Raw genomic sequence first — 8966 nt, 5'->3', positions numbered from 1 at the left:
ATCCGCGATCTGACAACACGAGGTTCAACTACCGATACCAAACGCTTGCAGGAGCTGCGCGGTCTTAACCAAAGTCACGCCATGCCAGTATACTTTTGCTGACCAAAGCAAACGGTATACCATGGAACAGCGGAAGATTTATATTGGTACTTCGGGGTGGCACTACAGACACTGGGTGGGCACCTTTTATCCACCGGATCTCAAATCAAAGGACTTCACCAACTACTACCTCCAGTACTTCCGAACTGTCGAGATCAACAACTCTTTTTACAAGTTACCCTCGGCCGAAACCTTTGCAAACTGGCGTGCCTCCGTGCCCGATGATTTTGTGTATGCCGTCAAAGGCAGCCGCTTTATCACGCACATGAAAAAGCTAAAGTATCCGCAGGAGAGTATACAGCGCTTCTTTGAGAATGTGAATGCGCTGGAAGAGAAACTGGGGCCGATCCTGTTTCAGCTGCCTCCCGGCTGGAGCGTGAAAGAAGAGCGGCTCGCGGCTTTCCTGGCGGTGCTGCCACCTTACTACCGCTATACCTTCGAGTTCAGGCATCCGAGTTGGTACACGCCTGCCATACTGGACCTGCTGCGCAGGTATAACGCGGCCTTCTGCATCTACGAGCTGGAGTATCATATGTCGCCGCTGGAAGTGACGGCCGATTTTGTGTATGTGCGCCTACACGGACCAGAGACAAAGTATGCCGGCAGCTACTCCGAAGAGGCGCTGAATAACTGGGCTGACAAATGCCTGGAATGGCAGCAGCAAAGGCTGGATGTGTATGTATATTTTGATAACGACCAGCTGGGCTATGCGGCCTTCAATGCGAAGCGGCTGCAGGAACTGGTGAGCGAAAAGCAACCGGCAACTGGGTGACCAATTTCTGCTTCTGAACACCAAAAGAAGTTATTTTTAACTTTTTAGTGTTATGATGAAGAATAGCAAAAATTACTATGTAAGCTTAGCTGGTGCCAGTATCTTTGCTGAACCAACTTTGTTGAACACAAACCAAGTTTAAATGGAAAGAATAACCACCGATATATGTATAGTTGGGGCAGGCCCGGTAGGCCTGTTCGCCGTGTTTGAGGCGGGCTTGCTGAAGATGCGTTGCCACGTTGTAGATGCCCTTCCGGTAGTAGGAGGCCAGCTGGCTGAGATATACCCCAAAAAACCGATTTATGATATTCCCGGTTTCCCGTCCATTCTGGCAGGCGACCTGGTAGAGAACCTGATGAAGCAGATCGAGCCTTTCCACCCTTCGTTCACACTGGGCGAGCGGGTAGAAGAGTTGCAGAAACAGGAAGATGGCTCCTTTGTAGTGATTACCTCCGAAGGCACTGAGATTGCCTGTAAGGTAGTGGTGATAGCTGGTGGCCTCGGCTCCTTTGAGCCACGCAAACCGGCCATCGAAAGCCTGGAAAGTTTTGAAGGCAAAGGCGTGACGTATATGGTGCGTGATCCGGAACTGTTCCGCAGCAAGCGAATCGTACTGGCCGGTGGCGGTGACTCCGCCCTTGACTGGACCATATACCTGGCTGGCCTGGCCGAAGAGCTGACGCTCATACACCGTGGCTCTACCTTCCGGGGCGCGCCCGAATCAGCTGAGAAGGTGCTGAGCCTGGCCGAAGAAGGCCATATCAAGCTGCTGTTGAAGTCGAATGTGACCAACGTGAACGGCAACGGCAAACTGGACTCGGTAACCGTGCTGATCGACAAAGAAACCGAACACCAGATCGAAGTGGATTACTTTATCCCGCTGTTCGGGCTGGTACCGAAACTAGGTCCGCTGGAAAACTGGGGACTGGAGCTGGAAAAAGGCGCCATCGTGGTCAACACGCTCGACTACTCGACCAACATCCCCGGCATCTACGCCATCGGGGACATCAATACTTATCCGGGTAAGCTGAAGCTGATCCTGTGCGGATTCCATGAGTCGGCCCTGATGGCGCAAAGCGCTTACAACCGCATTTACCCGGACAAGAAGTTCGTGCTGAAGTATACCACCGTAAACGGCATACAGGAGCTAACGTAATGGAGGACACCATCAACATTCATGTGGAGTTGCCAGACGGCAGCCGCGTGACACTGGAAGCACCCACGGATATGGGTCTATCGGTAATGGAAGTGATGAAGGCCAACGAGCTGAATGTGCCTGCTATCTGTGGCGGTATGGCGATCTGCGCCACCTGCCACGTGGAGGTGCTGGAAAGCGGCGAACTGCCTGAGCCAAATGACGATGAAGCCTATATGCTGGAGACGTTGCCGCATGCTACGTATAGCAGCCGCCTCTCCTGCCAGCTACGCATCTCCCCCGACATGGACGGGATGGTCGTACGTTTGATGCCGGAAGCGTAAGCTGTACTTTTTACCTGAAAATTTGAAAGCCATACCTGCAAAGGGTATGGCTTTTTTTGTTTGATTTGATACTGCTGTTTGCTAATTTAAGAACGTCTCTATATACTACCCTACAAGTTCCACTAGTACTAACCAGTATAATAAGTAATGGAAAAGATAAAAATTTCTACAGCTCAGTTTGAGAACAGAAGCGCTGATAAGGACTATAATCTTTCAGTTATTGAACTCCTCTCCAGAAAAGCTTCGCTAGAAGGCTCGCAGGCTATTGCTTTCCACGAATGCTCCATTACCGGTTATACCTTTGCACGCCATCTATCGAAGGAACAATTGCTGAAGGTAGCTGAATTTATCCCTGACGGAGAAAGCGTGAACAGGCTGACAGAAATAGCTAAAAACTACAACATGGTAATTTTGGCCGGTCTTTTTGAGAAGGATGTAGAGGATAACATTTACAAGGCTTATGTCTGTGTAGATAAAAACGGCTTGGTAGCTAAGTATAGAAAGCTACATCCTTTTATCAATCCGCATATTACTCCTGGTGATCAGTACTGCGTCTTTGATCTTTTTGGCTGGAAGTGCGGCATCCTGATATGTTACGACAATAACATCATTGAAAATGTGCGGGCTACTACACTTTTGGGTGCTGATATTATTTTTATGCCGCATGTAACAATGTGCACCCCTTCCACCCGGCCGGGGGCAGGTTTTGTATCACCAGAGCTCTGGGAAAACAGAGAAAACGACCCTACCTCCTTACGCCTGGAATTTGATGGCATGAAAGGCCGTGGCTGGTTAATGAAATGGCTGCCGTCCCGGGCTTACGACAATGGTATTTATGCTGTTTTTTCGAATCCTATCGGTATGGATGACGACCAGTTGAAAAACGGATGCTCCATGATCATCGATCCTTTTGGAGACATAGTAGGGGAATGCCGCGCTTTGGGAGATGACCTGGTCACAGTCACTTTAACTCCTGAAAAACTGACTCAGGCTGGCGGGTACAGATACTTAAAAGCCAGAAGACCAGAGTTGTACAAAGACATCATTGGCCAGGTCCATCATTCAGAACAAAAAGTTGCCTGGTTGAATAATGGCAAAAAGTAATAAAGCCAGCAGTTAATGGAGCACGTGGGTAGAGCAGTGGCTACACTCTCTACCCACGTGCCTACCAGGAGAAACTCTATTCATTCAACTATAAACTCACAGGATCCGCGTCTGCCAATCTCAGCTCTTGCGCTTTCTGAATGCATACCTGTCTTTCATTTAGAACATATCAACCCAAATATTAGATTCGTGGCGAAAGCTGGTACCTGATTTCTGCTATTTTATCAATTAGTCTGATAATTTGAGGAACAGTTTAGCGGCCAGTTCAAAGCTGACACCTACGCAAGGTGTTTCTTTCCTTCCGAAAAAGGCTGGTGTGAAAATAAGTGCCACCCCACACGCTTTCAAACATTCCTTCGCCACGCACCTCTTGGAGCAAGACACGGACCTGCGCTACATCCAAGCCCTGTTTGTGTTAACCCATAAATATTCAAAAACTACATCCACCAACCAAGTGCAGCCTTTATACTCGGCTATGTCTCGTTCATCGGCTGCACAAGGACGTTAGTTCTCATTTCCGCACACCACACTGCGACAACAAAACTGAAGAAATTATTCAAAAATGCCCGACAAAGAATACATTAAAAACTTACGAACTCCAACTAAAGATAACCCATTGAGGATCTTAGTTAGTGCCTGTTTGATAGGTATAAAATGTGGTGTGAACGGTGACAATTACGGAGAGTATCCGAGTGTTTTAAAATTATCGGAGTTTGAAAATGTAAAGCTGATCTCATTCTGCCCGGAAGATTTTTCATTCGGAACACCAAGAGAGATGTGTGACATCTATGGTGGTAATGGACTGGACGTTCTGGAAGGAAGAGCTAAAGTACTGACCACTTCCGGTATAGATTGGACAGAAGGAATGATCCGGGCTTCTGAAAAAATGCTTCAGGTAGCGATAGAAAACCAGGTCGAATTAGGCTTGATGATGGATGTTAGTGCGGCTTGCGGCAACCATGTCATTTACGACGGCAACAGGTATGCAGAAAACAAGAAATATCAGATTGGGATGGGTGTATGCGGGGCACAACTCCACAGGGCAGGTTTAAAAATTATAAGTTGGAGGAAATTTGAGTCACTGGAGATCCTGTACTCACGGATTGACCCGAACCACAAAGTTGATCCGGATGCGAAAGATTTTGACCAGAATGAGTGGTACATGGAGTATTTCAACAAATAGAAAACAAAACACCTATACTTCCTTTCCTGCTCAAGTCCCAGGTATAGCGCAGCCATCAGGTATAGAGCCTTCCGCATAAAATGAAAACGCCATACCTCTGAACAAGGTATGGCGTTTTGTTATGTAACCATTCGATCTGACTTAAGCGGGAAATTCTAGAGACTCACCTCTCCCATCACCATGAGTTGCTCCAGTGTAGGGTTCTCACTTCCGCCGGCGGGCTCCAGCGTAACCGCAAAGGCCTGGGCAGATCCGATGGCTTTCATCTGTTGCAACACATCCGTCTGACCGTTGAGTGCGATCATACCTGCATCAACGGGCTTGCCTTTATCCAGGGCCCAAAGCTGGTATTGCTTGCCAGCCGGTGGCGCTGGCAGGTTGATCCTGTCCACGTATACCTGCCGGCGCTGCGGATTCCAGTATACCAGCACATTCGCCTCCGGATGCGCCTCAACGCCCTGCAACCTGACCGACTTAAAGTCTGCATCCCGGATAATGGTCAGTGCCTCCTGCTGCTGCTCTGACTGGAGCGATACCGTGCTGAGGTTCTGGGCAAGGCGCTGTTCGGATGCAACGGCCAGTTGGAGGCGCTCCTCGGCCTGCTGCCACTTGTTGTAAAAAAGAAAGCTGAGAAATCCGGAGATCAGAAATAAAGCCACACTGGCAGCAAACATCCACTTATAAGGCGATGCTTCCCGTTGTGTTTCCGGATAGAGCGGCACTACCTGTGGCTCGCGTTCGGCAACAGGCACCTGCGTTTCCTCCTCCCCGATTCGGGAAAGAATCCTGTTCCTTAAATCCGCTCTCGGGGCTACGGCATGTAGACGCGCATAGGCTTCCAGGGCAGCACATGCCTCTTCCAGCGCCGCCCGGACTTCTGGCGAGGCCGCAGCATGCTGTTCCACTTCCTCACGCTCTGCCTGAGTAAGTCCGCCGGCTGCATACACTTCCAGAATGCCGGATGCTATGTAATCTTGGTTAGACACTCCCTTTAAATATTCTTGATAAAAACCTGACCGCGCTGCGGGCTCTTGTTTTAACTGTTCCCAGTGGTATGTCGAAGGTTTCTGCAATTTCACTTTGCGTATAGCCTTCGAAGTACATCAGGTCGATGATCTGCTTTTGCTCCGGGTTGAGTTGTGCGACAGCTTCCCGCACACCGATGTGCTCCGGGTTAAAAGCCTCCGTTACGAAACCCGCCTGCCCGTTCATCGACAAGGCCTCGTTCGAATTACTCACCCGATACGCTTTGGAGCGGACCTTGTCGATGGCCAGGTTGCGGCAGATGTTGATCATCCAGGTAAAAAGCCGTCCCTTTCCTTCGTCGTAGCTGTCAAATGACTTCCATATTTTGACGAAAGCATCCTGCAGTACATCCTCCGCTACCTCCTCCACCTTAACGATCTGCAACACCACCCCATAGAGCGTCGGACTATACATATCATATAGCACCGCCACAGCCGAGCTGTCGCGGGAACGCAATTTAGCCACAAGGGCTTCCTCACTCAACTTATGTATGGTCTGGTCAGACAATGGGTAAACAGTTATAAACAAAGCCCCTTGTGCGAGGAACCTGTTAAATGTAAGAATATTTGTCGTAAACTATACTTTCTAACTTACCCAGGTTCAAAATGTTTAAATAACGTACCCAAAAGTTTTCCGGCAACAATCCGGATAAGCCCCTAACATATCCTGAATTTAGTCCTCAAAAGGAAAATCAGTACCCTGCCGTATACCCAAAAGAAAAGAGCCACCAGAAGCGGCTCTCTTCTGCAACAACTCTCTGGTTGCAAAAACTCAGGGAAATACATGCTATACCTACTTTAAAAAGGGAAATTTTATTCGAACAGCGATACGATCGTGGCCACCTGCTCCTTTGTCAGCGGTTCGTCAAAAGCCGCTGTCGCGATATCTGCCGAATAGCCTGCTCCTACTGTTTTTACGTCGCTGATGCTACCCTGCATCACGTTGTCTTCCCCGGCATACACCGGCTGTGCACCTGCCGGCACATTGCTGTTAGCGCCTGCCCCTATGATCCAGCCCTGTGTATTGCGCATGCGCCGGATATGGGCCGCATGCCGCGCCTCTACCGAGTGTATCTGCAGTGCTACTGTGAGCACAGTATCATTGCTGATCAAATTACCTGCCTGTCCTTTGTAAGCCCGTACACCGGTGTCTTCAAACGCTTGTGCCAAAGTCAGGAAGGTCTGGTAATTGGTATTCCAGTCCGGGAAATTCTTGCCGAAATTAAAGGTCGGTTCCCCGATGGGCGTACCGTTCAGGCTCTGAATGGTGCTGCGCAGCAGGTTCACGTGTTCGGCTTCGTGCATCTGAATTTTCTGGATGGCCGCCTTGGCTGCCGCATCCGTGATCAGCCCGCTTGCGGCCAGTCCCTGGGTATAAAAGTTGCGCTCGAGGTACTCCAGTTTCAGGGCGAAGTTGAGCACCTCCAGCACCATCCCGTTGCTCTGCCCGTAGGCTTTCTGAAACACCGAGCCAAGCGCCAGCGGCAGGGCTGCCAGCGCCGCTTTCTTCCCGATACTGCCTATACCTGCAAATGCTTTGCGGCGTGAGTCCAGGCGGTTGTATACTTCCGGGTCGTATTTTTCTATGTCTTCTATTATTTTGAAAATGTTCATAGCGGGAGCCTCCTTATTTAGGTAAGTTGTTTGCTGAAATTTTTGTTTTGATGAAGGGAGCTGCTGCAGCGAGTACGTCAGCAGGCTTCATGACAGGGTCAAGCCCCTGGTTGTTGGCCGAATCGGAGAAGGTCCCGTTGGAGATCAGGTCGCGGATAACGGCAGCATGACGAGCTTCTACGGACACGATTTTGCCTGCCAGCGTCAGGAAGCCGGCATCCTCGAGGTACTGCCCGGCCCCGTTATACGCTGCCACGCCCAGGTCTTCGAAGGTGCGTGCCGTGGTCAGCACGCTGTTCTTGTCATTGAAGTTGATGGAAGAAAAATCTACATCGAGCGCAGGTATAGCCGCCGATCCCAGGGCCGCTTTCAGGAAGTCCCGGTGGATGCCTTCGTGCCCTTTCAGGTCCTGCATGATCTGCTGCTCCATCTGGCTAAGCACACCGGACGATTTGGCTACTACCTCGGTATAAAAGGCAGCTTCCAATTGCTCCAGCGCATAAGCATAGTTCAGGATACCGATATCTCCGGAGCCGAGATCAACCGCTTCCGGATCGGTAGGCATCAGTTCATCTTCGTCATCGCAGGAAGTGGTGGCCAGCAGCAGCGAGGTCGCCAGCGCAGTTGCGCCTGCATACCGGAAGAACATTCGGCGCTGTATAGGTATAATCAGGTTGCTTGCCAGCCCTTCTTCCTTCTGATCAGGCGTTTTAATTGGTTTTTCCATAATTTTTCGATTTGATGTTTTACAAGGATTTCCTTCTGAAGCCTCCTGTCGGAGTTTGCAGATTTGCGAGACTTACGAGGCAGGTATAGCAGCCGGATTGCAGGGATAGAAAATAAATTTCAGATGGAAGGAAGGGATTACCTGCTGTGGGTCGTTAACGCAGAATATTACTATCGGAAAGATTGATTTACAGGTTGTTGCCGAAAACGCAAGGTATACCCGGATCAGCTCTTGAAAAGCCACTGTGCTTTGTGAGGTATGGCTTTTTAATTTTCCAGGTATAGTGTTTCAGGTATAGGTAATCGTCTTATCTTAGCTGAAACATGTAAGGGGAATTTTGAAGGTATAAAACCTGGAACTACTCCGCATATAAAGCAGATAAGCGTAGGTTTACGTTTAGCCGGTAGTTGTATGGGATTAAAACTATGAAATGAATGACCTGATGGACTTTGCTTTAGGCTACTACGAAAAGAAAATCATACAAGAATTTGCTATAGATGATGTTGGTATCACATTGGAGAGACTTGGTGAGAAAAGCTTTGAAAAAGTAATTCCAGTAGACTTAAATAATCCAGACTTGCTCAACCAGCAAGAACTGGAAGTTGAAATAGCAGAAGTAATCAAATTCATTCAAGCTCATACTTCAAAGGATTATAATAAGCGCCCCATTTGGTTCAAGACAAACATTATTGACCAAGCTGTGAATGATTATGTTGGAATTGGGCTGTTGAATATTGATGGGCCTTGGTTAAAGCATATAATTTGTTCTCTCAGTTTCGATAGAGCCGACCAAAGCGGAGACACTTTACTGACAGTATTTGATAATGATTTTCAATGGGCAATCAACTTCGAACTATCGCAGGATAACAATTGCTTGACTGTACAAAAATTTGAAAAATAACCCCATACAACAAAGTATAGCATCTATGCTTCGGCTGACGCCTTGCCATTTGCTATACCAGC

The 8966-nt window shown here is 48.8% G+C and carries 11 protein-coding genes; 7 read left to right on the top strand and 4 right to left on the bottom strand.

Annotated features, from left to right (window positions below):
- The first annotated feature begins 121 nt into the window (after nucleotides 1–121).
- The 6 genes from OB13_RS17580 (at nucleotide 122) to OB13_RS17555 (ending at nucleotide 4637) form a co-directional block, all read left to right on the top strand.
- Nucleotides 122–871, top strand: coding sequence for a DUF72 domain-containing protein (locus OB13_RS17580; RefSeq protein ID WP_461491490.1), 750 nt, complete (start codon nucleotides 122–124; stop codon nucleotides 869–871).
- A 142-nt stretch (nucleotides 872–1013) separates the two neighbouring features.
- Nucleotides 1014–2027 carry an NAD(P)/FAD-dependent oxidoreductase gene (locus OB13_RS17575; RefSeq protein WP_461491489.1) on the top strand — a complete coding sequence of 338 codons (1014 nt, stop codon included), beginning with the start codon at nucleotides 1014–1016 and terminating at the stop codon, nucleotides 2025–2027.
- Nucleotides 2027–2350 carry a 2Fe-2S iron-sulfur cluster-binding protein gene (locus OB13_RS17570; protein WP_461491488.1) on the top strand — a complete coding sequence of 108 codons (324 nt, stop codon included), beginning with the start codon at nucleotides 2027–2029 and terminating at the stop codon, nucleotides 2348–2350. Before OB13_RS17575 ends, OB13_RS17570 begins: the two co-directional genes overlap by 1 nt.
- Nucleotides 2351–2497: 147 nt before the next feature.
- The gene (locus OB13_RS17565) at nucleotides 2498–3454 is read left to right on the top strand and encodes a nitrilase family protein (RefSeq protein ID WP_461491487.1); all 957 of its coding nucleotides are present in this window, start codon (nucleotides 2498–2500) and stop codon (nucleotides 3452–3454) included.
- Between the two features lie 316 nt (nucleotides 3455–3770).
- Nucleotides 3771–3962, top strand: a complete 192-nt coding sequence (locus tag OB13_RS17560; protein ID WP_461491491.1) for a hypothetical protein — start codon at nucleotides 3771–3773, stop codon at nucleotides 3960–3962.
- A gap of 54 nt (nucleotides 3963–4016) precedes the next feature.
- Complete coding sequence (locus OB13_RS17555; RefSeq protein WP_461491486.1) at nucleotides 4017–4637, top strand: 2-thiouracil desulfurase family protein; 621 nt, start codon at nucleotides 4017–4019, stop codon at nucleotides 4635–4637.
- Nucleotides 4638–4792: 155 nt separating this feature from the next.
- Here OB13_RS17555 and OB13_RS17550 read toward each other — a convergent pair whose 3' ends face one another.
- The 4 genes from OB13_RS17550 to OB13_RS17535 all read right to left on the bottom strand — a co-directional run bounded on the left by OB13_RS17550 (nucleotide 4793) and on the right by OB13_RS17535 (nucleotide 8003).
- Nucleotides 4793–5623: an anti-sigma factor gene (locus tag OB13_RS17550; protein ID WP_461491485.1), complete on the bottom strand. Its 831-nt coding sequence runs from the start codon at nucleotides 5621–5623 to the stop codon at nucleotides 4793–4795.
- Nucleotides 5616–6170, bottom strand: coding sequence for an RNA polymerase sigma factor (locus tag OB13_RS17545; protein ID WP_461491484.1), 555 nt, complete (start codon nucleotides 6168–6170; stop codon nucleotides 5616–5618). Before OB13_RS17545 ends, OB13_RS17550 begins: the two co-directional genes overlap by 8 nt.
- 305 nt (nucleotides 6171–6475) lie before the next feature.
- Nucleotides 6476–7276 carry a ferritin-like domain-containing protein gene (locus tag OB13_RS17540; protein ID WP_461491483.1) on the bottom strand — a complete coding sequence of 267 codons (801 nt, stop codon included), beginning with the start codon at nucleotides 7274–7276 and terminating at the stop codon, nucleotides 6476–6478.
- Between the two features lie 13 nt (nucleotides 7277–7289).
- Nucleotides 7290–8003 carry a ferritin-like domain-containing protein gene (locus OB13_RS17535; RefSeq protein WP_461491482.1) on the bottom strand — a complete coding sequence of 238 codons (714 nt, stop codon included), beginning with the start codon at nucleotides 8001–8003 and terminating at the stop codon, nucleotides 7290–7292.
- 430 nt (nucleotides 8004–8433) lie between these two features.
- Between OB13_RS17535 and OB13_RS17530 the strand changes: the two genes are divergently transcribed.
- Nucleotides 8434–8904 carry a hypothetical protein gene (locus tag OB13_RS17530; protein ID WP_461491481.1) on the top strand — a complete coding sequence of 157 codons (471 nt, stop codon included), beginning with the start codon at nucleotides 8434–8436 and terminating at the stop codon, nucleotides 8902–8904.
- Nucleotides 8905–8966: the final 62 nt, after the last annotated feature.

Source organism: Pontibacter sp. HJ8 (assembly GCF_054824225.1).
This window is presented reverse-complemented; position numbering and strand designations above follow the sequence as displayed.